Raw genomic sequence first — 24,556 nt, 5'->3', positions numbered from 1 at the left:
TGGCGAGAGCAGGTGGTCAGGCCTTGAGCCAGCTCATCATCGGACGGAGCTTGGCGCCGGTCTGCTCGATCGGGTTGTTCGCCAGCTCCTCGCGGTGACGCTTGAACTCCGTCTGGCCGCTGTCGAACTCCTCGACGAGCTGCCTGGCGAAGGTGCCGTCCTGGATCTCGCCCAGGATGCGGCGCATCTCCTGACGGGTCTCGTCGGTGATGACGCGCGGGCCGCGGGTGTAGCCGCCGTACTCGGCGGTGTCGGACACCGACCAGTACATCTTCGAGATGCCGCCCTCGTACATCAGGTCGACGATGAGCTTCATCTCGTGGAGGCACTCGAAGTAGGCGACCTCCGGCTGGTACCCGGCCTCGATCAGCGTCTCGAAGCCGGCCTTGATGAGCTCGGACACGCCGCCGCAGAGCACGGCCTGCTCGCCGAAGAGGTCGGTCTCGGTCTCCTCGGTGAACGTGGTGCGCAGCGCGCCGGCCCTGGTGCCGCCGATGCCCTTGGCGTACGACAGCGCGAGGTCGAGGGCCTTGCCCGAGGCGTCCTTCTCGACGGCGACGAGGCACGGCACGCCGCGCCCGGCCTCGAACTGGCGGCGGACGAGGTGGCCCGGGCCCTTGGGGGCGACCATGCAGACGTCGACGCCCTCAGGGGCCTCGATGAGGCCGTAGCGGATGTTCAGGCCGTGGCCGAAGAACAGCGCGTCGCCCTCGACGAGGTTGGGGGCGACGTGCTCGGCGTACAGGTGGCGCTGGATGTGGTCCGGCGCCAGGATCATCGTGAGGTTGGCCTCCTCCACCGCCTCGGACGGAGTGAGGACGCGCAGACCGTCGTTCTCCGCCTTCTCGCGGCTCTTGGAGCCCTCGGGAAGGCCGACCCGCACGTCCACGCCCGAGTCACGCAGGGAGAGCGCGTGGGCGTGGCCCTGGCTGCCGTACCCCAGCACGGCCACGTGACGCCCCTGGATGATGGACAGGTCGGCTTGGTCGTCGTAGTAGATCTCGGTCACTTGCATATACCTTTCAGGCGGTACGGTCCAGTGCCCTGAGGGACCGGTCGGTAATGGAACGGGCGCCGCGGCCGATGGCCACCATGCCCGATTGGACTAGTTCCTTAATACCGAACGGCTCGAGTACCTTGACAAACGCCTCGAGCTTGTCGGTGGTGCCGGTGACCTCGATGGTCACGGCGTCGGCCGCCACATCGATGCAGCGGGCGCGGAAGAGCTGGACGAGTTCCAGCACGCTGGACCGGTTCTCGGCGTCGGCCTTGACCTTGATCAGCATCAGCTCGCGCTGGACGGACTGCGTCGGGTCCAGCTCAACGATCTTGAGCACGTTCACCAGCTTGTTGAGCTGCTTGGTGACCTGCTCCAGCGGCAACTCCTCGACGCTGACGACGATCGTCATGCGGGAGATGTCGGAGTGCTCGGTGGGCCCGACCGCGAGCGAGTCGATGTTGAAGCCTCGCCTGCTGAAGAGCGCGGAGACCCGGGCCAGTACGCCGGGCTTGTTCTCCACCAGCACCGAGAGCGTGTGCCTGCTCATGAGTCCTCGCTGTCCCAGACCGGGGCCATGTCCCGGGCGATCTTGATGTCGTCGTTGCTCGTGCCTGCCGCGACCATCGGCCAGACCATCGCGTCCTGGTGGACCACGAAGTCGACCACGACAGGCACGTCGTTGATCTCCATGGCCTTCTTGATGGTCGCGTCGACGTCCTCGGGGCGCTCGCATCGCAGGCCGACACAACCATAGGCGTCCGCGAGCTTGACGAAGTCGGGGATGCGGCGTGTCGTCTGCAGGTCGGTGTTGGAGTAGCGCTTGTCGTAGAAGAGGGTCTGCCACTGGCGGACCATGCCGAGGTTGCCGTTGTTGATGACGGCGATCTTGATCGGCACGCCCTCCAGCGCGCAGGTGGCCAGCTCCTGGTTGGTCATCTGGAAGCAGCCGTCGCCGTCGATGGCCCACACCGTGGACTCGGGACGCCCCATCTTGGCGCCCATCGCGGCCGGGACCGCGAAGCCCATCGTGCCGAGCCCGCCGGAGTTGATGAACGTGCCGGGGTTCTCATAACCGATGAACTGCGACGCCCACATCTGGTGCTGCCCCACGCCCGCCACGTAGTACGCCTCGGGGCCGGCGATCGCGCTCAGCCGCTGCATCACGTACTGCGGGGCCAGCGAGCCGTCCTCGAACTCCTCGTAGCCGAGCGGGTAGGTCTTCTTCAGCCCGTTGAGCAGCGCCCACCAGTCGCCGTAGTCGCCCTGGCCCCCGGCCGCCTCGACCGCGCCGATCAGGTCGCTGATGACCTCCTTGCAGTCGCCGACGATCGGCACGTCCGCGTGGCGGTTCTTGGAGATCTCGGCCGGGTCGATGTCGGCGTGCACGATCTTGGCGTTCGGCGCGAACGACGAGAGCTGCCCGGTCACCCGGTCGTCGAAGCGCACGCCCAGCCCGATGATCAGGTCGGACTTCTGCAGCGCGCCGACGGCGGAGACGCTGCCGTGCATGCCCGGCATGCCCATGTGCTGGGGGTGGCTGTCGGGGAACGTGCCGCGCGCCATCAGGGTGGTGACGACCGGGATGTTCGTCAGCTCGGCCAGCCGCAGCAGCTCCGGCGAGGCGCCGGCCTTGTGCACGCCGCCGCCGACGTACAGGACGGGCCGCCTGGACTCGGCGATCAGCTTGGCCGCCTCGCGGATCTGCTTGGAGTGCGGACGGGTGACCGGGCGGTAGCCCGGGAGCTGCATGGTGGGCGGCCAGGTGAAGGTGGTGTCGGCCTGGAGCGCGTCCTTGGCGATGTCGACCAGCACGGGCCCGGGACGCCCGGTGGAGGCGATGTGGAACGCTTCCATGATCGTGCGAGGGATGTCCTCGGGATCGGTGATCAGGAAGTTGTGCTTGGTGATCGGCATGGTGATGCCGGAGATGTCAGCTTCCTGGAACGCGTCCGTACCGATCATGGACGTGGCCACCTGCCCGGTGATCGCCACGATCGGCACCGAGTCCATGTAGGCGTCGGCGATCGGGGTGACCAGGTTGGTGGCGCCTGGGCCGCTGGTCGCCATGCAGACCCCGACCCTGCCGGTCGCCTGCGCGTAGCCCTCGGCCGCGTGACCGGCGCCCTGCTCGTGCCGTACGAGCACGTGCCGGACCTTGGTCGAGTCGTAGAGGGGATCGTAGGCGGGGAGGATGGCGCCGCCCGGGATCCCGAACACGGTGTCGACTCCCACGTGCTCCAGCGCCCTCACCAGGGCCTGTGCACCTGTCATCCGTTCGGTCATCGGCTCGTTCCTTGCGTGGCTGCTCTCGCGTTCAGGACATAAAAAATGCCCCTTCCCACGGCGGTGGGACTGGGGCGGCGCGCAGGTCGAAGTGCTTCGCTATCGGCCCGCGCGCCGGCGAAGTACTACGAGAATCTCACTGCGAAGCATGGCCACACTGTAGCCGCATATCAGGCCATCATGTCAACTTGGTGGGACACAGGTCTCACACAGTGAGACTCGTCCGCATCAGCGAGTCCACCCCTCGGGCCGCCATCGGCCGGGCCACGAGGAAGCCCTGGCCGCGCGTGCAGCCCATCTCCCGCAGCAGTTCGAGCTGCTCCGGACGCTCGATTCCCTCGGCCACCACGATCAGGCCGAGGTCGTGGCCGAGCCGCACGATCGTCCGGGTGAGCAGCGACAGGGTCTCGTCGCGGCCGAGCCCCGAGACGAACGACGGGTCTATCTTGATCATGTCGACCGGGAGCTGCCGCAGGAAGGCCAGCGAGGCGTAGCCGGTGCCGAAGTCGTCGATGGCCAGCCGCACCCCGAGCGCCCGCAGCTCGGTCAGCCGCTTGATCGTCTCTTCCGCGTCCTCGACCAGCATCTCCTCGATCACCTCGAGCGTCAGCGCGGACGCGGGCAGGCCGCTCTCCGTCAGCGCCTCCTCGACGGTCTCGACGAACCTGGGCGCGGTGATCTGGCGCGCCGACAGGTTGACCGACAGCCCGATGTCCCAGGACGAGGCCCGCCAGGCGGCCACCTCGCGGCACGACTCGCGCAGGATCCACTCGCTCAGCGGCACGATCAGCCCGGTGTCCTCGGCCGGGCCGAGGAACTGCTCGGGAGGCACGAACACCGACCCGCGCCACCACCGCACCAGCGCCTCGACCGCCGTCACCCTGGACGTCGCCAGGTCGACCACCGGCTGGTACTCGATGGCGAACTGCTGCTCGATCAGCGCCCGCTGGAGATCGGCGGCCAACTCCAGCCTGCGCACCACGTCGGCGTGCATCTGCGCGGCGAACACCTCGACCCGGCGTCCGCCCAGCTCCTTGGAACGCGCCATGGCCACGTCAGCGTTGCGGATCAGGTCGCCCGCGGGCATCTCCTCCTCGGTGAAGGCCACGCCGACGCTGGCGGTGAGCGCCACATCGCGGTCGGCCACCCGGAACGGCTCCTGGGAGACCGCCCTGACGAGCCGCTCGGCCAGGTCGACCGCGAGCTGCGCCTCACCGCCCGTCTCCAGCAGCACCGCGAACTCGTCGCCGCCCCACCTGGCCAGCGTGTCGTCGGGACGTACGGCGCCGCGCAGCCTGCGGGCGGCCTGCCCGAGCAGGTAGTCGCCGCTGGCGTGCCCGACCGAGTCGTTGACCGAGGTGAAACCGTCGAGGTCCAGGAAGATCACCGCGACGTGCCCGGCCGTGCGCCCGGACAGCACCTCGCGGGTGCGCTCCTCGAAGTAGGCGCGGTTGGGCAGCCCGGTGATCCCGTCGTGGAAGGTCAGGTGCGCGACCTGGTTGCGCAGCGCCTCCTCGTCGCTCACGTCACGGGTGGTGACGAGCAGCATCTCCTCACCGCCCACGCGCCAGGTCGCCACCGACTCCGTGGGCCGCCAGGTGCCGTCGGACGCGCGCACCCGGCAGGCGAGCATGCAGGCGCCCGGGGTCGCGCCCTCGTCGTCGAGGCCCATCGCGCGCAGCGCCGCCTGGATGCCGGGCACGTCCTCGGGGTGGATGTAGTCGAAGATCGTCCCGCCGACGAGCTCCTCGGGACGGTAGCCGTACATGGCCTCGACGCCCGGCCCGATCTCCCGCACGATCCCGTCGTAGTCGCAGCGCAGCACAACGTCGCCGGTGCTCTCGGCCAGCTCCCGCAGCTGCCGGTCGCCGAGCGAGACGAGCCTGCGCAGCCGCATGGTCGCCCCCTCCAGCACGAACACCCGGACGATCAGGAGCAGCACCGTGGAGGCGGCCAGGACGACGATGCCGGTGACGGGCTCCCGCTCGCGACCGCCCGCCAGGTGGACGAGCATCGTGCAGGTGGCGACGGCGACCAGCGCCAGCGGGACCATCGAGACCAGGTTCCCGACGGCCGGCCCGAGCGGGCTGCGCGACTCCAGGACGCGACGGCCCCAGGGAACGGCGGCCAGCAGCAGGAACGCCACCGGCGCGAGCATGAGGCTCCACACCTGCGGGGTGGAGCCGTCGAGCCGCGCGATCGCCGCGCCCGCCTCCGCGACCGTGGTGGTGGCGAGGACGCCGAGCCCGGCCAGGCTGAGCAGCCACGAGTTCGACCTGCCCGTGACCACGGACGGGACGATCGCGCAGGTCACCAGCAGCGAGATCATCGGCGGCAGCATGGCGAAGGTGAACACGGCCGGGTCGGCGGCGTCGGCGTAGACGTGCCGCAGCGTCACCACCCAGCCGATCAGGAAGAGCGAGGCCGCGGACAGGTAGGAGTCGGTGACCTGCCGGAAGACGACCCGGGCCGGGCAGCCGCGGCCGGCCGCGATGAGCGCGCCGCCCGCCAGCATCACGGTGCCGACCAGCACGAGCAGGTCGGCGAAGCTCACCCCGAAGCTGGAGCTCTCCGCCGCGGGCCTGACGCCCACGCCCGCGGCCCAGACGACCGCGCCGCCGCCCATCCAGCGGGCGCCCGTCGCGGCGCGGTTCCCCGCCTGCCTGACCGAGGCGACCAGCAGCGAGACGGCCGCGAGCAGCGCCGTGAACAGCCCCGCGATCGCACCGGTCAGCAGGGCCGGGCCGCCCGCTAGGAGCGCGGCCGCGAACCCTGCGGCACCGGCCGCCGCCGCGGCGGCCAGTGGTGCCCGTGGATCACGCGAGCGGATCACAGTCGTTGCCCATCCCGTCTTGATACCGGCAATTGACATCGCCAGTGTGTGCGGTTGCGGGTGCGCGAGTGGTGACAACGCCGATGTCGTCACCGATCTGATAACCACACAGACCATTGGTCACGAAGATTTACTTGACAGTGAGTCAGGAATTCTCAGTAGACGCAACCGTACGCACCGCAGGTCACGGACCAGCCACGGTCCGGAATCCTCTCAGTACGCTTCGGTGATCACGTTGTTGAGCTGCTCACCGGCGAGGTATCGCAGGAGCTGCGAGCGGATGAGCCGCAGCTGGCGCCGGGCGGAGGCAGGGGTGCTGCCGGCGACGTGCGGGGTGATCAGGACACCGGGGGCGCTCCAGAGGGGGTGGCCCTCGGGCAGCGGCTCCGGCGCGGTCACATCCAGCGCTGCGCGCAGCCTACCGGTCTTCAGCTCAGAAACCAGGGCATCTGTGTCGACGATCCCGCCCCTGGCGGCGTTGACGAGCACCGCGCCGTCCTTCATCCGGGCCAGGAAGGCGGCGTCGACCATGTCGGCGGTGTCGGGGGTGGCGGGCACGAGCAGCACCACGACGTCGGCCTCCGGCAGCAGCGCGGGCAGCTCGTCCATGCCGTGGACGCCCTCGCGCGCGCTCCTGGCGACCCTGACGACCTCGACCTCGAACCCGTCGAGGCGCCTCTCCAGCGCCGCCCCGATGGACCCGTAGCCGACGATCAGCACGGTGGAGTCGGCGAGCACGCCCGTGTGGTGGTAGGTCCACTGACCGCGCCGCTGCGCGTCGCGGAAGCCGGGGAACTCCCGCAGCACCGCGATCATCGCGCCGACCGCCCATTCGGCGGTTCCCGCGTCGTGCGCGCCGCGCGCGTTGCACAGCACCGCCCCCTCGGGCAGGTACGGCCGGTACGGCTCCACGCCCGCGGTGACGGTCTGCAGGAGCCGCAGCGAGGTCATCCTGGCCAGCGTTCCGGGCACGTCGGGCACGGTGAGGAGCGGTGTGACCCAGACCTCGACCTCGTCGATGCCCTCGGGCAGCGGCCCGGTGCCGTCGTACACGGCGCACTCGACGCCGGGCAGATCGGACAGGACTTCGGCGAACGCGTCGGACGGGACCCAGGTCTTCATGCCGAGAACCTTACGACTCCCGGGGAAGTATGGTGCACATGAGGACACTCTTGATGATCATGCTTCTCGCCGGGGTCACCGCCTGCTCCACCGCGGGCGGGGTTTCGGCGGACAGCACAGTGCCCGCCGCGCCTCCACCGGGCGAGCCGAGATCCGTGGCGACCGCGCTGGCCGTGCCGTGGGGGATCGCCTTCCTGCCCGGCGGCGACGCGCTGGTGACCGAGCGTGACTCCGCCCGGCTGCTCAGAGTGAGTCAGGCCGGCAAGGTGACCGACCTGGGGAAGGTCGCCGAGGTCAGCCCCGAGGGCGAGGGCGGCCTGCTCGGCGTGGCCGCCAAGGGCGACCAGGTCTTCCTCTACCTCACCGCCGCCGACGACAACCGGATCGTCCGCTACCGCCTCACCGGCGACCGCCTGGACGAGGCCAAGGTGATCGTCCACGGCATCCCCAAGGGAGCCATACACAACGGCGGCCGGCTCGCCTTCGGCCCCGACGGCTACCTGTACGCGGGCACCGGCGAGACCGGCCAGGACGGGCTCGCCCAGGAGCGCGGGTCGCTCGCCGGCAAGATCCTGCGCATGACCACCGACGGCGCGCCCGCCCCCGGCAACCCCTTCGGGACGCTCGTCTACAGCTACGGCCACCGCAACGTCCAGGGGCTCGCCTGGGACCCGTCGGGCAGGATGTACGCCTCGGAGTTCGGCCAGAACACCTACGACGAGCTCAACCTGATCAAGCCGGGCGGCAACTACGGCTGGCCGGAGGTCGAGGGGCGCGGCGACAACCCCGCCTACGTGAACCCGGTCCTCACCTGGCCCACGTCCGAGGCGTCCCCGTCCGGGCTGGCCTACGCCGACGGCTCGCTGTGGATGGCCGCGCTGCGCGGCGAGCGCCTGTGGCAGATCCCGTTGGGTCGTGACGGCTCCGCAGGCACCCCGGTCGCGCACTTCACCGGCCGGTACGGCAGGCTCCGCGCGGTGACCCCCGCCCCCGACGGCACGCTCTGGGTGTCGACCAGCAACAAGGACGGCAGGGGCACGCCGAGGCAGGGCGACGACCGGATCCTGTCGGTCACTCCTAGCAGGTGATCTGCGCCTGCGGCCGGTACTTGGTGGTCTGCTTCTTGTCCCGCTTGGCTTCCTTGCCGTCGGCGTACATCACGCGGGTGACGTCGATCGTGAAGCCCTGCTGTCCCGTCACGGGCCGGCAGGCGGGGCCGGTACCGGACTCGCGGCGGAACGGGGTGAAGTTCCGCTTGTCCGACTCGACCGCCTCGACCTTGTCGTAGCGCTTGGTGCTCCACAGCGTGACGGTGACCGAGGTGGCGGTGGACTCCGTCTTGATCAGCACGCCGTAGTCGGAGTCGTTGCGCCACTTCAGGTCCAGGTCCCGGTAGAGCAGCGCGGCGTCGCGTCCCGCCGGGTAGCGGGTGTCGTGGTAGTCCATCGGCGTGTGCTCGACGTCCTCGAAGCCGGCGAAGTAGGCCGCGTTGTACAGGGCAGTGGCGAACTGCGAGCCGCCGCCTCCGACGATCTGCACCTGCCGGCCGCCGACGATCTGCGGGGCCATGACGTAGCCGCCCTCGACCGTCCGCTCGCCCAGCGCCTCGTTGAGTGAGAACGTGTCGCCCGGCTTCACCATCTGCCCGTCGAGCTGGGTCGCCATCTGCCTGATGTTGGTGACGCGCGGCTGGCAGCAGTCGAAGGGGGTGGTGAAGTCGGCCACCTTCTCCTTGATGCCGAGGCCGCTCACCTCCTCGGTGGTGACCTCGGGCGTGACGGCGGCGAGCGCGACGGGGACGACGCGGTTGCCTCTCGTGGTGAGCGCCTTGGCCATGTCGCGGGCGAGCCGCTTGTCGTCCACTCCCCTGCCGCGGCGGGCGGAGACGAGCGTCGGCGTGCCGTTCACGATCTCGTACGTGGCGTCGCGCGGCGCCTGGGCGGCGTCGATCAGGTGGCTCTCCACCGTGGCGATCGCGCCCTTGGCGTCGAACTGGGGCTCCAGGCCGCCCTTGCCGTCCGAGACGAAGGACAGGTGCTTCGCGATGGTGGCGGCGGGGAGCTGGACCTGCTTGGTGCCCGCGGTCAGCGTGACCGGCCCGGCGACGGCCCGCTTGGCGTCCGCCTGGGCCCGCCTGACGGCGGTGAGCGTGGTCTCGGGCTTGGCGGGCCTGAGGGTGAGCGCGGCGGTGTTCCGCGCGTGCAGGAACGCGTCGCTGATCACCCTGACCGCGTCAGCCCGGTCGAGCAGGACGCCGTCGTGGGGGGCTCGCGCGACGGGCCTCACGCCGTTGAAGGCGACCCGGCCCTCGCGGGGCGCCTTGTCGACGGACTCGGCGATCCCCTCCACGGTCCTGGTGAGCTGGGAGGTGTCGATGGTCACCTTCGGGTCCAGGTCGGTGGTGCCCGTCAGCCCCCGCCACACCTCCATGGGAGAGGGGAAGCCGCTGGACGCCTGCCCGATCGTGGCGACCACGTCGAGTTCGAGGCCCGCCTCGTCGGCCTGGATGGTGTCCTTGCGCCCGCCGATGTCGACGACGACGGGCTTGTTGAGCTTGGAGGCCAGTTCGCTGCGGAGTTTGTCCGCGGCCTGCGTGACAGTCAGCCCGCCGATGTCGACGCCCGCGACGCGGGTGCCGCGCAGCACCGAGCCGGACATGAGCACCGCGGGCACCACGTACGCCAGCGCGGCCAGCACCACGACGAGCATGGCGATGGCGGGCAGCAGGCGCCGGCGGCGTGGCGGCTCGGGGTCGATGAAGGCGGGCAGCCGCTCCGGCGGGCCCGACAGGCCGAACACGGGGGCGGGCGCGATCGGCTCCTGGGCCTGTCCCTCGCGCATCGGCCACGGCTGCGGCGGCGGGGCCACGGGTGGCAGCCCGCCGCCCTGGCCGCCCGGGGCCTGCGACGGCGGTTCCGGCTGGCCGTTCGGGCCGAAGATGTCGCGCGACACGCCCGGTGGAAGGCCCTCGACCTTCGGTTTCCTGTTGGCGCCGCGCGTGGGCAGCGGCACGGAGGAGAACGGGTCGGTCGGCGATTCGATCGGTCCGGCGTTACGCACGCCTCAATCTCCTCCCGCTCCGCAGCCACATCTTCAGGCAACAGTAAGGCAGAAGCATCCCTATATGTCACCAGAAATGGCTACGGAAGGGTGTCAACCTAGCCACTGATAGCGATGTTCGGGTCGTCCGGCGGTTCCGTACCTGGGCCGGAGCTCCGCGCGTCCCGCCACGCACAGGTACTCCAGATAGCGGCGCGCACTCACCCGGGACAGCCCGGCGAGCTCCGCCGTCTCGGACGCCGACAGGTCGCGGCCGGCCTCCCGCAGCGTCTCCGCCACCAGGGCGCACGTCGCCGGGGACAGTCCTTTCGGCAGCGACGCGGCGGCCGTGTGCGTGCCGAAGAGCCGGTCCACGTCGTCCTGGCGGGCCTCCGGGCCGATCGCGGTGAGCTGCTTCCTGGTGTCGGCGTACTGCTTGAGCCGGTCGGCGAGGGCGATCGCGGTGAACGGCTTGATCAGGTAGCCGACCGCGCCGCCGCGCATCGCCTCCCTGACCGTCGGGACGTCACGGGCGGCACTGATCATCAGGACGTCCACGTCGTGCAGCGCCTTCAGCACCTCCAACCCGGACATGTCAGGTAGGTAGATGTCGAGCAGCACCAGGTCGGGCCGGAGCTCGGCCGCCGCGGCGAGCGCGTCCTCGCCGTTGTGCGCCGACGCCACCACCCGGAAGCCCGGCACCCGCGCCACGTAGCCGCTGTGGATGCGGGCCACCATGAAGTCGTCGTCCACGACGAGCACCCGCACCTCGCTCACGTGGTCACCGCCCCGACCGGCGTCGGCAGCAGGGCCGTGAAGACCGCGCCGTCGGCGTTGCGCACCCGCACCCAGCCGCCCCTGCGCAGGCACGCCTGCCTGGTGAGGGCCAGGCCGAGGCCGCGCGGGCCCGAATGGGCCGCCTTGGTGGTGAAGCCCTCCCTGAAGACCTCCTCGACCAGCTCGGGCGCGATGCCGGGGCCCGAGTCGCCGACCCGGACGTGCAGGCCCTCCGCGCCGGCCCGCACCGATACCTCGATCGTCCCCTCCACTCCGTCGAGCGCGTCGATCGCGTTGGCCACCAGGTTGCCGACGACCAGGACCGCGTCCTGCGGGTCGCCGAGCGCCCCTCGCGGCACGTCCGAGTCGTCCGAGAGGACCAGCCGGGCGCCGCGCTCCGCCGCCTCGGCCGACTTGGCGAGCAGCAGCGCGGCCAGCGTCGGGTCCTGGACGCGTTCGCGCAGGCCGGTGGCGTACGCGCTGCGGGTGGTGCGGGTGATGAAGCTGATGGCGGCCTCGTGCTCGCCCAGCTCCAGCAGGCCGACCACGGTGTGCATGCGGTTGGCGAACTCGTGCGCCTGGGCGCGCAGGGCCTCGGTGGCGCTGCTGGTGTCGTCCAGCTCGCGGGCCAGCCGGACCAGCTCGGTGCGGTCGCGCAAGGTCACCACCCAGCCGCGATGCTGGCCGCGTACCGACACCGGGGTGCGGTTGAGCACCAGCACCCGGTCGCGGTGCAGGACGACGCGGTCCTCGCCGGGGTCGGCACCGCCCAGCACGTCGCGCATGCGGTCGGAGACCGGCATCTGGGTCAGGTCGGCGCCGACGTCGCCGAGCAGCTCGCGGGCCGCGTCGTTGACCAGCGTCACCCGGCCCGCGAGGTCCAGCGCGAGCACGCCCTCCTTGACGCCGTGCAGCACGCCCTCGCGCTGCTCCAGCAGCCCGGCGATCTCGCGCGGCTCCAGGCCGAACGTCTGCCTGCGCACCCGCGCGGTGATCAACGCGGCTCCCGTCAGCCCGATGAGCAGGACGGCCAGCGCGGTCCAGAACAGCGGCGGCAGCGCCCCCGCGACCTGGCTGTTGACCGTGGTCTGCAGGACGCCGACCGACACCAGGCCGATGACCCGCCCGTACTCGTCGAAGATCGGCGCTTTGCCCCTGACCGTGGTGCCGATCGTGCCCGTCTCGGTGCCGACCCAGCTCCTGCCGCTCCTGAGCACGCTGGTGCCGTCGGTCGACAGCTTCTTGCCGATCAGGGCGGTGTTGGGGTGGGCGTAGCGGGTCTGCGAGGCGTTGGCGATGACCACGTAGTCGGCGTCCGTCTCGGCCTGGACGCTCATGGCGAGCGGCTGCAGCACCGATTCCGGATTTTTCATGTTGAAGGCGTCGCGCACCTGAGGGAGCCCCGCCACCGCCTGCGCGATGGCCAGCGCCCGCTGCTGGTGCAGCGAGTCGAGCTGGCTGCGCGTGTGCTTGGCCCACACGCCGGCCGTGCCGCCGACGGCCAGCAGCACGATCACCATCTGGAGGACGAACAGCTGGGTCCCCAGGGAGGCGTCAATAACCCGTCTCACCTGGCTCATGGAAACATGCCCAGGTCACGGCGGGGTCGCGACCAATACGACCTATATGGCGGCAATCACACAAACCCTCGACTCCGTGGGGGTGCCCACCTCACCATCCAGATTTCACAACGTGAAAATCCCCCCTTTGGAGTGATCATGCGTCTGCGCATACTCGCCGCTCTCGCGGCGCTCTCCGTCGCCGCGCTGACCGGCTGCGGCGACACCGGCTCCTCCGGCGGAGGCACCAGCGCGCTGCGCATCATGGCGCCCGCCGCGCCCGGCGGCGGCTGGGACCAGACGTCGCGCACCGCCGAGCAGGCCCTCAAGTCCGCCGATCCCAAGCGCAAGGTCGAGGTCTTCAACGTGCCCGGCGCCGGTGGCACGATCGGCCTGGCGCAGCTCGCGGGCGAGAACGGCAACGGCAACCTGCTGATGACCATGGGCCTGGTCATGGTGGGAGCCATCGAGCAGAACAAGTCCAAGGTCACGCTGGCGCAGACGACGCCGATCGCCAAGCTGACCGAGGAGTACGAGCTCGTCGTCGTCCCGGCTAACTCGCCGCTGAAGTCGCTGGCCGACCTCGTCGCCGCCTGGAAGGCCGACCCGAAGAAGGTCTCCATCGCGGGCGGCTCCGCCGGCGGCACCGACCACATCCTGGCCGGACTGATGGCCAAGGCCGCGGGCGTGGACCCGAAGCAGGTCAACTACATCGCGCACTCCGGCGGCGGTGAGGCGCTCAACGCGCTGCTCGGCAACAACGTGACAGCGGGCATCTCGGGCGCCGGCGAGTTCGCCGAGCACGTCAAGTCCGGCAAGCTGCGCGCGCTCGGCGTCAGCTCCGCCCAGCGCATCGCCGAACTCGACGCGCCCACCATCAAGGAGGGCGGCCTGGACGTGGAGCTGGCCAACTGGCGCGGCTTCGTCGCCCCCGGCGGGCTCAGCGACGCCGACAAGAAGGCCCTGACCGACCTGGTGACCAAGATGCACGACTCGCAGACGTGGAAGGACGCGGTGGCCAAGAACGGCTGGATCGACTCGTTCCAGACCGGCCAGCAGTTCACCGACTTCCTCACCTCCGAGGAGACCCGGGTCAAGGGCATCATCGCCGAACTGGGCGTCGTCTCCTGATGTCCACGCCTCAGGACGTCGCGAAGCGGCGATGGTGGCGGCCCGAGCTGGGGCTGGCGCTGGTGGTGCTCGGCCTGGGCGTCTTCGTCGTGCTCGGCACGCTGGACGTCTCCGCCGCCGCCTCCCAGCTCGGTCTCGGGCCGCGGTTCTTCCCGATGCTGGTGGGCGGTTCCATGATCGTCATCGGCCTGTTCTACGTGGCCGACGTGCTGCGCGGCGGCCGGGGCGACCCCGAGGAGAGCGAGGACGTGGACGTCGACGCACCCGCCGACTGGCGCAGCGTCGGCCTGGTGAGCGGCATCTTCCTGGCCTTCACGGCGCTGCTGAACCCGCTCGGCTGGGTCATCGCCGCCAGCCTGCTGTTCTTCGGCCTGTCACTGGCCCTGGGCGCCGAGCACAAGGTGCGCGCGGCGGTGGTCGGCGTGATCGTCGGGCTCGTCACGTACCTGCTGTTCGTGAAGGGCCTGGGCGTCACGCTGCCCGGCGGGCTGCTGCAGGGGGTGCTCTAGGTGCAGTCGTTCCAGCTCCTGATGGACGGGTTCGCCGCGGCGCTCACCCCGGTCAACCTGATGTACGCACTGATCGGCGTCACCCTCGGCACGCTGGTCGGCGTGCTGCCCGGCATCGGCCCGGCCATGACCGTCGCGCTGCTGCTGCCGATCACCTTCACCGTCCCTCCGACCAGCGCCTTCATCATGTTCGCCGGGATCTACTACGGCGGCATGTACGGCGGATCCACCACGTCCATCCTGCTCAACACGCCCGGTGAGTCGTCCTCGATGATCACCGCGCTGGAGGGCAACAAGATGGCCAGGCGCGGCAGGGCGGCACAGGCCCTCGCCACGGCCGCCATCGGCTCGTTCGTGGCGGGCACCATCGCGACCGCGCTGCTGGTCGTGGCGGCGCCCGCGGTGGTGAGCTTCGCCATCTCGTTCAGCCCCGCCGACTACTTCGCGCTGGCCGTCCTGGCCTTCACCGCGGTGTCGTCGGTGCTGTCGCGCTCCATCGTGCGCGGCCTCGCGTCGCTGGGGATCGGCCTGGTCATCGGGCTGATCGGGATCGACCAGCAGACCGGGCAGGCACGCCTGACGCTGGGCGTCCCGCAACTGCTCGACGGCGTGGACGTGGTGATCGTCGCCGTCGGCCTGTTCGCCCTCGGCGAGGCCCTGTACGTGGCCTCGCGGCTGCGGCACTCGACACCCGAGGTGGTGCCGGTGGGCCGGGCCTGGATGGGCAAGGCCGACTGGCGCAGGTCGTGGCTGCCGTGGCTGCGGGGCACCGCCCTGGGCTTCCCGTTCGGCGCGCTGCCCGGCGGCGGCGCGGAGATCCCCACGTTCCTGTCGTACGCGACCGAGCAGCGGCTGGCGCGCGGCGTCGCCCGCGAGGAGTACGGCAAGGGCGCCATCGAAGGCGTGGCAGGGCCGGAGGCGGCCAACAACGCCTCCGCCGCGGGCACCCTGGTGCCGCTGCTCACGCTGGGGCTGCCCACGTCCGCGACGGCCGCGATCATGCTCGCCGCCTTCCAGCAGTACGGCCTGCAGCCGGGCCCGCAGCTGTTCGACCACAACCCGGCCCTGGTCTGGGGCATGATCGCGTCGCTGTTCATCGGCAACACGATGCTGCTCGTGCTGAACCTGCCGCTGGCGCCGCTGTGGGCGCGGGTGCTGCGCATCCCCCGTCCGTACCTGTACGCCGGGATCGTGCTGTTCGCCGCGCTCGGCGTCTACGCGCTGAACGGGACGGTCGTCGACCTGATCGTGCTCTTCGTGCTCGGCATGCTGGGATTCGCGATGCGGCGCTTCGGCCTGCCCATCGCGCCCGCCGTGATCGGCCTGATCCTCGGGCCGATGGCGGAGATCCAGCTCAGGCGGGCGCTGGCGATCGGCGCGGGCGACGTGACCGTCCTGGTCAGCAGCCCGATGGCGGTGATCCTGCTGCTCCTGGCGGCGGGGGCCCTGCTGACCCCGCTCTTCAGGAAGCTCCTGGCCCGCCGAACCGCCGAAGCCCCGGCCTCCCGAGAGGAGACCAACCAGCACTGACCCCCCGGCCTCCGCTTGGAGGCCGGGGGCTCAACGGCATGGCCCGCACGACGAGCGCGCCACGCGCGAACCGGCTCGGGCCGCGCCGTGCGGGGGGCACCCCCCGTCACCGCCGCCACCGGCGTCGCCGGGCGGCCCCTGTGTCCGTTCTCGCCCGTCTCGAAGCCTGACCGCCCAGAACAGACGCTGGGTCACAGGAGGGCCGCGAGGGCGCGTGTGGTGCGGTCCTGCTCCTCCGGGGTGCCGAACGGCGAGGCGAGGTAGTCCGTGACGCCGGCGTCCGCCAGCCTGGCGAGCTGGACGGCCACAGCCGTCTCGTCCCCCACGATGACCACGTCCTGAGGCCCGGCGACGCCCTCTCTGTCCAGCATCGCGCGGTACTCGGGCACCTGCCCCGCCAGCGCGAACGCCTCCGCGACACGACCCCGCACGCCCGTCTCGTCGCCCGTGACGCAGACGACGAGCCCGGCCACCACGCGCGGCGCGGGACGTCCCGCGGACTCGGCCGCCTTGGTGGCGGACGGCACGATGTGCTCGGCGAGCGTCCTGGGGCCGGTCATCCAGGTCACGACGCCGTCGGCGTGCTCGCCCGCCAGCCGGAGCATGGCCGGGCCGAGCGCCGCCAGGAGCACCCGCGGCGGTTCGGCGCCGGGCACCGCCGCGGCCCCGGAGGCGGTGAGCAGTTCGCCCCGGTGCTCGACGGTCTCGCCGCGCAGGAGCGGGGCCAGGACGGTCAGGTACTCCCGCATGCGGGCGACGGGACGGTCGGCGGGAAGCCCGTACATCGTCCGGACCATCGCCCCGATACCCGCCCCGATGCCGAGCGTGAGGCGGTTGCCGGTGGCCGCCTGGACGCTCAGGGCCTGACCGGCCAGGACGAGCGGGTGCCGCTGCGGCACGGGGACCACAGCGGTTCCCAGCGAGATGCGCGGCACCTGGCTGCCGACGACGGCGAGCGAGGTGAGGGCGTCCCAGCCGAACGCCTGGCTTGACCAGGCGGTGTCGAAGCCCAGCTCGGCCGCCGTGCGCACCTGGGCGGCCAGTTCGTCCAGGGTCGCGGGGCCGCGCACGTCGCCGATGGAGATTCCGATGCGCATGTGGTCTCCTCCTCCAAAACAGAACCGGAGAACCTCTCCGGTTTCTGTTCGGCTAGGATATGGAGAGCTTCTCCGCTTAGCAACTTCGGGAGTCCCATGCGTGCCGACGCTCGTCGCAACCGGGAGCGGATCATGGAGGTCGCCCGGGAGGTCCTCACCGAGCACGGCCCCGGCGCGTCCCTCAACCAGATCGCCCAGCGGGCCGGGGTCGGAGCCGGGACGCTCTACCGGCACTTCCCCTCGTTGCAGGACCTGCTGGTCGCGGTCATCAGGGACGACGTGGAGGCGCTCTGCGCCCGGGGACGGGAACTGCTGGAACACCCCGCACCGGACCAGGCCCTGCGGACGTGGCTGCGGGCGGTTGCGGTGCACGCGACGGCGATGCGCGGGCTGGTCGCGATCGAGATGGCGGGCGCGGCCCCCGCGCTGGCGGCCTGCCACGACGACATCCTGGCGACCGGCGAGGCGCTCCTGGCCCGCACGGCCCCCTCGCACGTCGCCGTCGCCGATCTCCTCAAGCTGGCCAACGCCATCGGCTGGGCCGCGGAACAGTCACCGGAGGACGAACACCTCATCGACCGCCTCCTGGCACTGGTGACCCCGGAGAAACGCGAAGGGGCCCCGCCACCGAAGTGACAGAGCCCCTGAAAGCGGCGGAACCTACTCGGAGACGCCCAGCTTCTCCAGGATCAGCACGCGGGCGCGGGCCGCGTCGGCCTTGCCACGGCTGGCCTTCATCACGCCCCCGACCAGCGCACCCACCGCGGCGATCTTGCCGGAGCGGACCTTCTCGGCGGCGTCGGCGTTGCCTGCCAGGACCTCGTCGATGATGGCCGCCAGCTCGCCCTCGTCGTTGACGATCTGCAGGCCGCGCTTCTCGACCACCTCGTCGGGCGTGCCCTCCCCGGCCAGCACACCCTCGAGCACCTCGCGGGCGAGCTTGTCGTTGAGCGCCCCGGTGGCCACCAGCTCGGTGACGCGGGCGATCTGTGCGGGCGTGATGGGCAGGTCGGCCAGCGCCACGCCGGTCTCGTTGGCGCGCCGCGCCAGCTCGCCCATCCACCACTTGCGCGCGTCGGCGGCCGGCGCGCCCGCGGTGACCGTGGCCTCGACCAGGTCGATCGCGTCGGCGTTGTGCATGGCCTGCATGTCGAGGTCAGACAGGCCCCACTCGGCCTGCAGCCGCTTGCGCTTGACCGACGGCAGCTCGGGCAGCTTCGCCTTCAGCTCGGCCACCCAGGCGGTGTCGGGCGCGATCGGCACCAGGTCGGGCTCGGGGAAGTACCGGTAGTCCTGCGCCTCCTCCTTGGACCGGCCGGACGTGGTGGTGCCGGAGTCCTCGTGGAAGTGCCTGGTCTCCTGCACGATCCGGCCGCCGTCGGCGAGGACCGCGGCCTGCCGCTCGATCTCACTGCGCACCGCCCGCTCGACGCTGCGCAGCGAGTTGACGTTCTTGGTCTCGGTGCGGGTGCCCCACTCGGACGAGCCGCGCGGCATGAGGGAGACGTTGACGTCGCAGCGCAGCGACCCCTCCTCCATCCGCACGTCGGAGACGCCCAGCGAGCGCATGATCTCGCGCAGCTCGGTGACGTAGGCCTTCGCCACCTCGGGCGCCAGCCGGTCGGTGCCGGGGATGGGCTTGGTGACGATCTCGACCAGCGGAATGCCGGCCCGGTTGTAGTCGACGATCGAGTAGTCGGCCCCGTGGATGCGCCCGGTGGCGCCGCCCATGTGGGTGGACTTGCCGGTGTCCTCCTCCAGGTGGACCCGCTCGATCTCGATCCGCACGGTCTCGCCGTTGACCTCGACGTCGAGGTAGCCGTCGAAGCAGAGCGGCTCGTCGTACTGCGAGATCTGGTAGTTCTTCGGCATGTCCGGATAGAAGTAGTTCTTCCGGGCAAACCTGCACCATTCAGCGATGGAGCAGTTCAGCGCCAGGCCGATGCGGATCGTCGACTCGATCGCCTGGGCGTTGGCGACGGGCAGCGACCCGGGCAGCGCCAGGCAGGTCGGGCAGACCTGCGTGTTGGGCGGCGCGCCGAACGTCGTGCGGCAGCCGCAGAACATCTTGGACGCGGTGCCGAGCTCGACGTGGGTCTCCAGCCCGAGCACCGGCTCGAACCGGTCGAGCGCCTCGTCGTAGGCCATCATCGTGGTCACAGTGCCGGAGCCTCCTTCAGCAGCGGGCCGCCCCAGCGGCTCTCCAGGGCCTTCTCGACGGCGGCGCCGACCCGGTAGCAGCGGTCGTCGCCCAGCACCGGGGCCATGATCTGCAGGCCGACCGGCAGGCCGTCCTCGTCGGCCAGGCCGCACGGCACCGAGATGGCCGCGTTGCCCGCCAGGTTGGACGGGATCGTGCACAGGTCGGCCAGGTACATGGCCATCGGGTCGTCGGCACGCTCGCCGATCGGGAACGCCGTGGTCGGGGTCGTCGGCGAGACCAGGACGTCCACCTGGTGGAAGGCGGCCTCGAACTCGCGGGAGATGACCGTACGGACCTTCTGCGCCTGCCCGTAGTAGGCGTCGTAGTAGCCGCTCGACAGCGCGTACGTGCCGAGCATGATGCGCCGCTTGACCTCGGGACCGAAGCCGGCGGCCCGGGTCAGGGCCATGACCTCCTCGGCGCTGCGGGTGCCGTCGTCGCCGACGCGCAGGCCGTACCGCATGGCGTCGAAGCGGGCCAGGTTGGACGAGCACTCGGACGGCGCGATCAGGTAGTAGGCCGGCAGTGCGGTCACGAACGACGGGCAGGAGATCTCGACGACCTTCGCCCCGAGCGACTCCAGCAGCTGGACGGCCTCGTTGTAGCGGGCCAGCACGCCGGGCTGGTAGCCCTCGCCGCCGAACTCCTTGACGACGCCGATCCGCATGCCGGCGATGTCGGCGTTCCTGGCGGCCTCGACCACCGAGGGCACCGGCGCGTCGATGGAGGTGGAGTCGAGCGGGTCGTGGCCGGAGAACGCCTCCTGCAGCAGCGCCGCGTCGAGGACGTTCCTGGCGAACGGGCCGGGCGTGTCGAGCGAGCTGGCGAACGCGATCAGCCCGAAGCGGGACGAGCCACCATAGGTGGGCTTCATGCCCACGATGCCCGTGACCGCGGCGGGCTGCCGGATGGAGCCGCCCGTGTCGGTGCCGGTGGACAGCGGCGCCTCGTAGGCCGCCACCGCGGCGCTGGAGCCGCCGGAGGAACCGCCGGGGATCCGGCCCAGATCCCACGGGTTGCGGGTCACCTGGTAGGCGGAGTTCTCCGTGGAGGAGCCCATGGCGAACTCGTCCAGGTTCGTCTTGCCCAGGATGACCAGGCCGGCCTCGCGCAGGCGGCGGGTGACCGTCGCGTCGAACGGCGGGCGCCACCCCTCCAGGATCTTGGACGCGGCCGTGGTCGGCATGTCGTTGGTGCTGAAGATGTCCTTGTGCGCGATCGGGACCCCGGCCAGCGGCCCGAGCTTCTCCCCTGCCCGCAGCCGCGCGTCGACGGCCCGCGCCTGGTCGAGCGTGATCTCACGATCGACGTGCAGGAACGCCTGGATCTTGGGCTCGACCTCGGCCATCCGGTCGAGGTGGGCCTCGGCGACCTCGACGGCGGACACCTCGCCCTTGGCGATCAGCTCACCCAGCTGGGCGGCGGTCTTGTTGATCAGACTCATGCCTCCTCCCCCAGGATGCGCGGCACCCGGAAGCGGTCGTCCTCGACGGCGGGAGCGCCGGACAGGGCCTGCTCGGGCGTCAAGGACGGTCGCACCTCGTCGGCACGGAAGACATTGGTCAGCGGGAGCGCGTGCGACGAAGGTGGGACGTCTTCGGCGGCGACCTCGGCTACCTTGGCGACGGACTCGATGATGGCATCGAGCTGCGTGGCGTAGTGGTCGAGTTCGTCGTCGCTGAGCGCCAGCCGGGACAACCGGGCCAGGTGCGCGACCTCGTCGCGGGTTATGGCGGACATGAGTCGTTGAACCCGTTTCGTGGATGGAGTTTGGACACTCACATCCTAGGGGCCTTGACGGGACGCCTCCGAACCATTAACCACCTGGAAACACAGGTCACCCGTACAACTCCCCCAGCCCGACGCACCGGACGTCCCGCTCCGACCGCAGCGCCGCGTCGAACCCCACCCCGCTGTAGCAGGCCAGGACGGTGTCACGCACGTCGTACCCCTTGGCCGCGAGCAGCTCCCTGGCCCTCCTGAGGCGCGAGACGTGGACGGCCCCCATCGTCCTGCCCCACTTCACCTCACCCAGCGAGACGATCCGCCGAGGCTCGCCGGGCAGGGCGGGGGCGAACACGACGACGTCCACCTCGATCTGCTCGCGGCGCGCCGAGTCGGCGACCACGCCCGCGCCCACCTCGCCGGGCAACTCCCCGAAGACGTCCTCGACCCGGGCGAACTGACGGCACAGCTCCTCGAAGTGCGGCCCAAGCACCTGGTCGGCGAATCGCTTGCGAGAGTCCTGCCACACGGCGGCCGCCCTGCCGCTCTCCAGCAACCCCCACCGGGGACGCATGACCACCTGGTAGAAGTTGATCAACGGTTCGCTGACGTGGTAGACCGAGCGCGAGGAGCGGAAGGCGTCCGGCTCTCTGCGCAGCAGGCAGCTGTCCTCCAGCACGTTGAGATGGTGGCCGATGTCGGCGGCCTTGCGTCCGATGTAGGCCGCGATGCCGCCACGGGTACCGTTGCCGTTCGCCACGGCGGCGAGCACGGAGTGGTAGAGGGCGGAGTCGCGCACGTCCGCCTCTTCCTCCAGCAGGTAGCGGGCTTCACGGAACAGCGGCGTACCCGGGTCCAGGACGGCACGCTGCACCCAGTCGTCGAAATCATCAGGGCCTGCGGGCGTGTCGCCGTCGACGAACCGGAGGTAGGCGGGTGTGCCGCCGACCACCGCATGGGTCCGCACGGCCAGCCGCGCGTCATCCAGCCCCCAGTATCTCGCCGCAAGACGGTAGTCGAACGGACGCACCACAAGCTCCAGCGAAGCGCGGCCGCGCAGTGGCGCGTTCCCGGCCAGCAAGCGCCCCATGACGGACATCGCCGAGCCGCACAGCAGCAGGGAGACAGGGGTGTCCGTGGCGATCGCACGGTCGATCTCCCGCTGGATGATCGAGGGGAGCGCAGGCGAGACCTTGCTCAGATAGGGGAACTCGTCGATCACCATCACCTCGCGCCGCTCGGCGCTGATCGCGAAGAGCTGCCGGATCGCCTCGTCCCAGCTCGCGAACCGGTACGGCACCGGGGCGTCGACGTGCTCGGCCAGCGCGGACGAGAACAGGCTCAGCGACTCCGTCTCGGTGGCCTCTGTGGCCCCGAAGTAGAAGCCCCCTGTCTCCCTGGCGAGTGCCTCCACCAGGAACGTCTTTCCCTGGCGGCGCCGCCCGCTGAGGATTCCCAGCTGAGGTCGCCGGCCGATCCTGGCCGCGAATCTCGCCAGGTGCCGCCACTCGAAGTCGCGGGCGAAGATGCGCTCAGGCTTCGCGATCACAGGACCCCAAAAGATAGGAGTGTACTTCGACGAAGTGTACTCCTATACTTCAGGCCGTCTGGGTGACTTCGGTGCGGTAGTTGACTCCCGCCCCCGGTGTGGCGTCGAAGTGCTCGCGCAGCCAGACCGTGGCGTCGGCGGAGGGCATCGCCTCGCAGAACAGCCAACCCTGGCCCAGGTCGCAGCCCATGTCCGCCAGGCGCATGGCCACCTCGTCCGACTCGACGCCCTCGGCCACCGAGCGCAGCCCCAGGGAGCGGACGAGGTCGACGATGGAGCGGACGATGCGGTCGTCGTCCTGGGACTCGGCGATGCGCCGGACGAACGACGAATCGATCTTGACTTCGGAGACGGCCAGCCGTTGCAACCTGATCAGGGAGGAGTAGCCGGTGCCGAAGTCGTCCAGGGCCAGGGAGATGCCGAGCGCCGCCAGGGCCTTGATCGTCTCGTGCGTGTAGGCCTGGTCGCCCATCAGGATGCGCTCGGTGACCTCCAGCTGGATGGCCTCCGGCGGCAGCCCGAACTTCGTCAGCCCCGCCTCCAGCTGCTCGGGCAGGGCCGAGCCGAGCAGGTCGCGGGCGGAGATGTTGACCGAGATCGGCACCCGCAGGCCCGCGTGCCACCACCGGTCCGCCTGCCCCAGAGCCGCCTCGATGACGTACTCGGTGAGCTGCCGCATCAGGTACGACTGCTCGGCCAGCGGGATGAACTCCGACGGCGCGATCGGCCCGAGCACCGGGTGCCGCCAGCGCAGCAGCGCCTCCACGCCGTGCACGGTGCCGTTGGTGAGAGCGACCTTGGGCTGGTAGTGCAGCTTGAGCTCGCCGTTGTCGACGGCGCGGCGCAGGTCGCCGAGCAGGTTGAGCCGCTCGGGCGAGTTGCGGTCCTTGTCGGGCTGGTACAGCTCGACCCCGGTCCGTCCCTCCTTGGCCAGGTACATGGCGACGTCGGCGCGCTGGAGCAGCAGCTCGAAATCGGGGGCGTGGTCGGGGTAGAGCGCGATGCCGACGGAGGCGTCGAGGTCGAACGTCATGCCCTCCAGGCGTACCGGCTCGGTCAGCGCGGCCCGCAGCCTGGCCGCCACCTCGCGGGCGGCGTGCGCGTCCCTGATCGAGGGCAGCAGGACGGCGAACTCGTCGCCCCCGAGGCGGGCCACGACGTCGCCCGGACGCACGGAATGGGTCAGGCGGTGGGCGACCATCTGCAGCAGCCGGTCCCCCACCGGATGCCCCATCGTGTCGTTGACCTCCTTGAACCGGTCGAGGTCGAGCAGGAACAGCCCGACCCGCTCGTCGTGGCGGGACTCCGCCAGCGCCTCCTCGGTGCTCACGATGAGCATCTTGCGGTTGGGCAGCCCGGTCAGTTCGTCGTGCAGCGCCTGGTGGTCGCGGCGCATCGACAGCGTTGCGGTGAAGTAGACCGCGAGCAGCGGCGCCACGAAGAGGGGCACCAGCCCCGGCGAGTGGTTCATGACCACCACGACCACGGGGGCCAGGCCGAGCAGCGCGGTGTAGACGAGGCTCTGCGGCCCGACGGTGGCCTTCAGCACCCGCACGATCGACCTGCGCTCGTGCAGCGCGACGGCCCCGCAGACGAGCGCGGCCCTGGTGGCGAAGTAGGCGACCCCTGCCAGCGCGATCGCGAGCAGGTCGCTGCCCTTGGGCACCCACGGCTCGGCGGGGCTGGGCACGATCCCGAAGAGGCCGAGCACCACGGTGGCGGCGGTCAGCGCCAGCGTCGACTGGCCGATGTTGAACATCACCCGATGCCAGGCCCTGCGGGTCACGACGCCGTTCATGGCGACGCCCACCGCCTGCATGAGCACCGCGACGGGCAGCCCGAAGTGGAGAAGAACGGCGAAAGTGAACATGGTGGACGGGTACGTCCCGCCGACCGCGCTGGCGGAGGAGACCATCACGGGCCTCAGCTCGCCCAGGATGACCAGGACCGCCAGCACCCAGAACAGCGGCCCCCTGGCCAGTTCCAGCAGGTCGGCGAGGTCCAGCCGCAGCATCGCCACGACGAGGGCGGTGCAGCCGATCGCGATGACTCCCGCGAGGAACGCCCACAGGGGCGTGCCCACGCGTGGTCCTGTGTCGCGGGTGTCGCTTGGGTCAGTCATCAGTAACAGAACCCCCATTAGGTCACTATGGGAGGGTACGACCTTCACCCCACTTCGCGAAACCAAGCGCGTACGTT

The 24,556-nt window shown here is 70.7% G+C and carries 18 protein-coding genes and 1 pseudogene; 5 read left to right on the top strand and 14 right to left on the bottom strand.

All coding sequences use genetic code 11. From position 1 onward, the window contains the following. Nucleotides 1-16: 16 nt before the first annotated feature. The 5 genes and pseudogenes from ilvC to ABT294_RS23675 form a co-directional block, all read right to left on the bottom strand. Complete coding sequence (gene ilvC, locus ABT294_RS23695) at nt 17-1,000, bottom strand: ketol-acid reductoisomerase (RefSeq protein WP_350808483.1); 984 nt, start codon at nt 998-1,000, stop codon at nt 17-19. Between the two features lie 22 nt (nt 1,001-1,022). Further along, entirely contained in the window at nt 1,023-1,547 is a 525-nt protein-coding gene (ilvN, locus tag ABT294_RS23690; protein WP_350808410.1) for an acetolactate synthase small subunit, read from the bottom strand. After that, nucleotides 1,544-3,298, bottom strand: a pseudogene (locus ABT294_RS23685) (acetolactate synthase large subunit); the annotation flags it as partial. The pseudogene ABT294_RS23685 and the gene ilvN, both read right to left, overlap by 4 nt. Before the next feature lie 190 nt (nt 3,299-3,488). Beyond that, a complete protein-coding gene (locus ABT294_RS23680; RefSeq protein WP_350808409.1) occupies nt 3,489-6,116 on the bottom strand; it encodes a putative bifunctional diguanylate cyclase/phosphodiesterase in 2,628 nt (875 codons plus the stop codon). Nucleotides 6,117-6,329: 213 nt separating this feature from the next. Beyond that, nucleotides 6,330-7,238, bottom strand: coding sequence for a 2-hydroxyacid dehydrogenase (locus ABT294_RS23675; RefSeq protein ID WP_350808408.1), 909 nt, complete (start codon nt 7,236-7,238; stop codon nt 6,330-6,332). 38 nt (nt 7,239-7,276) lie between these two features. Here ABT294_RS23675 and ABT294_RS23670 point away from each other — a divergent pair, with 38 nt between their 5' ends. Further along, complete coding sequence (locus tag ABT294_RS23670) at nt 7,277-8,326, top strand: PQQ-dependent sugar dehydrogenase (RefSeq protein ID WP_350808407.1); 1,050 nt, start codon at nt 7,277-7,279, stop codon at nt 8,324-8,326. On the opposite strand, the gene ABT294_RS23665 is transcribed toward ABT294_RS23670, so the two are convergent. The 3 genes from ABT294_RS23665 to ABT294_RS23655 form a co-directional block, all read right to left on the bottom strand. Continuing rightward, nucleotides 8,316-10,298, bottom strand: coding sequence for a VanW family protein (locus tag ABT294_RS23665; RefSeq protein ID WP_350808406.1), 1,983 nt, complete (start codon nt 10,296-10,298; stop codon nt 8,316-8,318). The genes ABT294_RS23670 and ABT294_RS23665 overlap by 11 nt on opposite strands. Before the next feature lie 93 nt (nt 10,299-10,391). Next, nucleotides 10,392-11,054, bottom strand: a complete 663-nt coding sequence (locus ABT294_RS23660) for a response regulator (RefSeq protein WP_350808405.1) — start codon at nt 11,052-11,054, stop codon at nt 10,392-10,394. Then, the gene (locus ABT294_RS23655; protein ID WP_350808404.1) at nt 11,051-12,634 is read right to left on the bottom strand and encodes an ATP-binding protein; all 1,584 of its coding nucleotides are present in this window, start codon (nt 12,632-12,634) and stop codon (nt 11,051-11,053) included. The genes ABT294_RS23660 and ABT294_RS23655 overlap by 4 nt, the downstream gene beginning before the upstream one ends. A 138-nt stretch (nt 12,635-12,772) precedes the next feature. Between ABT294_RS23655 and ABT294_RS23650 the strand changes: the two genes are divergently transcribed. The 3 genes from ABT294_RS23650 to ABT294_RS23640 are packed head-to-tail and all read left to right on the top strand — an operon-like array spanning nt 12,773 to nt 15,783. Beyond that, nucleotides 12,773-13,744, top strand: coding sequence for a Bug family tripartite tricarboxylate transporter substrate binding protein (locus ABT294_RS23650; RefSeq protein ID WP_350808403.1), 972 nt, complete (start codon nt 12,773-12,775; stop codon nt 13,742-13,744). Continuing rightward, a complete protein-coding gene (locus ABT294_RS23645; RefSeq protein ID WP_350808402.1) occupies nt 13,744-14,253 on the top strand; it encodes a tripartite tricarboxylate transporter TctB family protein in 510 nt (169 codons plus the stop codon). The genes ABT294_RS23650 and ABT294_RS23645 overlap by 1 nt, the downstream gene beginning before the upstream one ends. Then, a complete protein-coding gene (locus tag ABT294_RS23640; RefSeq protein WP_350808401.1) occupies nt 14,254-15,783 on the top strand; it encodes a tripartite tricarboxylate transporter permease in 1,530 nt (509 codons plus the stop codon). A gap of 191 nt (nt 15,784-15,974) precedes the next feature. Here ABT294_RS23640 and ABT294_RS23635 read toward each other — a convergent pair whose 3' ends face one another. Then, on the bottom strand, nt 15,975-16,880 hold the full coding sequence (locus ABT294_RS23635) for a TIGR03564 family F420-dependent LLM class oxidoreductase (RefSeq protein ID WP_350808400.1): 906 nt from the start codon (nt 16,878-16,880) through the stop codon (nt 15,975-15,977). 96 nt (nt 16,881-16,976) lie between these two features. Here ABT294_RS23635 and ABT294_RS23630 point away from each other — a divergent pair, with 96 nt between their 5' ends. Then, complete coding sequence (locus ABT294_RS23630) at nt 16,977-17,516, top strand: TetR/AcrR family transcriptional regulator (protein ID WP_350808399.1); 540 nt, start codon at nt 16,977-16,979, stop codon at nt 17,514-17,516. A gap of 24 nt (nt 17,517-17,540) precedes the next feature. On the opposite strand, the gene gatB is transcribed toward ABT294_RS23630, so the two are convergent. The 5 genes from gatB to ABT294_RS23605 form a co-directional block, all read right to left on the bottom strand. Then, the gene (gatB, locus tag ABT294_RS23625; protein ID WP_350808482.1) at nt 17,541-19,028 is read right to left on the bottom strand and encodes an Asp-tRNA(Asn)/Glu-tRNA(Gln) amidotransferase subunit GatB; all 1,488 of its coding nucleotides are present in this window, start codon (nt 19,026-19,028) and stop codon (nt 17,541-17,543) included. 8 nt (nt 19,029-19,036) lie between these two features. After that, entirely contained in the window at nt 19,037-20,527 is a 1,491-nt protein-coding gene (gene gatA / locus ABT294_RS23620; protein WP_350808398.1) for an Asp-tRNA(Asn)/Glu-tRNA(Gln) amidotransferase subunit GatA, read from the bottom strand. Further along, the gene (gatC, locus tag ABT294_RS23615; RefSeq protein ID WP_350808397.1) at nt 20,524-20,823 is read right to left on the bottom strand and encodes an Asp-tRNA(Asn)/Glu-tRNA(Gln) amidotransferase subunit GatC; all 300 of its coding nucleotides are present in this window, start codon (nt 20,821-20,823) and stop codon (nt 20,524-20,526) included. Before gatC ends, gatA begins: the two co-directional genes overlap by 4 nt. Nucleotides 20,824-20,920: 97 nt before the next feature. Continuing rightward, nucleotides 20,921-22,357 carry an ATP-binding protein gene (locus ABT294_RS23610; protein WP_350808396.1) on the bottom strand — a complete coding sequence of 479 codons (1,437 nt, stop codon included), beginning with the start codon at nt 22,355-22,357 and terminating at the stop codon, nt 20,921-20,923. 49 nt (nt 22,358-22,406) lie between these two features. Beyond that, on the bottom strand, nt 22,407-24,479 hold the full coding sequence (locus ABT294_RS23605) for a putative bifunctional diguanylate cyclase/phosphodiesterase (protein WP_350808395.1): 2,073 nt from the start codon (nt 24,477-24,479) through the stop codon (nt 22,407-22,409). Nucleotides 24,480-24,556: the final 77 nt, after the last annotated feature.

This window comes from Nonomuraea sp. NPDC000554, from assembly GCF_040300065.1.
GTDB lineage: Bacteria > Actinomycetota > Actinomycetes > Streptosporangiales > Streptosporangiaceae > Nonomuraea.
This window is presented reverse-complemented; position numbering and strand designations above follow the sequence as displayed.